This is a genomic window from Acinetobacter sp. ANC 5378, from assembly GCF_013004315.1.
In the GTDB taxonomy this organism is placed as follows: domain Bacteria; phylum Pseudomonadota; class Gammaproteobacteria; order Pseudomonadales; family Moraxellaceae; genus Acinetobacter.
This window is the reverse complement of the sequence record NZ_JABERK010000029.1, coordinates 1-913: the sequence shown is the minus strand read 5'-3', so window position 1 is coordinate 913 and position 913 is coordinate 1. Positions and strand designations below refer to the sequence as shown.

General features: G+C 39.4%; 2 protein-coding genes. Both read right to left on the bottom strand.

Annotation, left to right across the window (positions count from 1 at the left end):
• Positions 1 to 19 precede the first annotated feature (19 nt).
• Positions 20 to 490 (bottom strand): transposase family protein, encoded by a 471-nt coding sequence (locus HLH16_RS15645; protein WP_214646654.1) that lies wholly within the window; start codon positions 488 to 490, stop codon positions 20 to 22.
• A partial coding sequence (locus HLH16_RS15640) for a transposase family protein (RefSeq protein WP_214646653.1) occupies positions 438 to 913 on the bottom strand: 476 nt, incomplete at its 5' end. The genes HLH16_RS15645 and HLH16_RS15640, both read right to left, overlap by 53 nt.

The following is a 913-nucleotide window of genomic DNA, read 5'->3' as shown; positions in this document are numbered from 1 at the left end:
AATAGACTTCTTTCATAAATCATTTTTTACTCAGCTCCTGGTTATAAATTCCAGCAATTAAATTGAATCTCAAACCGAGTCTTTTGCCTCTATTTCGATAACGCTCAGCAAGGATTTTGAAGGTTTTCAGCCTGCCAAATACATGCTCTATGCCGATTCTTCTTTTATTGATTTCCTGATTATAGATTTTTAGTTCAGGATCCAATTTACACTGTCTTTTGGCTTTTAAAGGCAACAGGCTATTTGGATGCAGAGCATAAATCCCCTGATAGCCTTTATCTGCAAGAACAAAGGCTTCTGAAGGAATCAGCTTTATGTTTCTTTTAAATAGCTCGAAATCATGTACAGCACCGCGACTGCTACATAAACTCAGTATTTGCCGAGTCTTGTAGTGAATCATGGCCTGTACTTTGAAGGTATGGGTCTTTTTCTTGCCGCTATAGCTTTTCTTCTGTTTTTTTAGGTCTTTGGATTGGAATTTCTGTGGCATCCACGATCACAACATTCCAGTCGATGCCTTCGCCTTCGGGTAAACTCTTCGGTAAATTAAAAAGATTGGACCGAATCAGGCAGTCTTCAACATGACGTACAATTCTTGAGGCTGTGGGCTCTGAAATACCGTAACTCGTCGCAACGTGAAATAACGTTCGATATTCCCGCCAATAGCTCAGGCAGAGCAGAACTTGGTCTTCCAGGCTTAACTTGGGCGGTCTGCCTTTAGTAAGAACATGTTTCTTCAATTGCTCAACCATTAAATAGAAGGTTGACCATGAGATGCCAGTGTATCGCTTAAACTGAGGATCAGAAAGCTTGTTTGAATCGATGTATTTCATCCGCAGATTATGCACGAATGCTAAGAAATCTTGGGTACGAATATTAACCAAAAGAAGATCATTTTTTGATTTATGAAAGA

Excerpts from the sequence above, each read along its gene's own strand:
- HLH16_RS15645 (WP_214646654.1), bottom strand. The coding sequence starts at position 490 with ATGCCACAGAAATTCCAATCCAAAGACCTAAAAAAACAGAAGAAAAGC.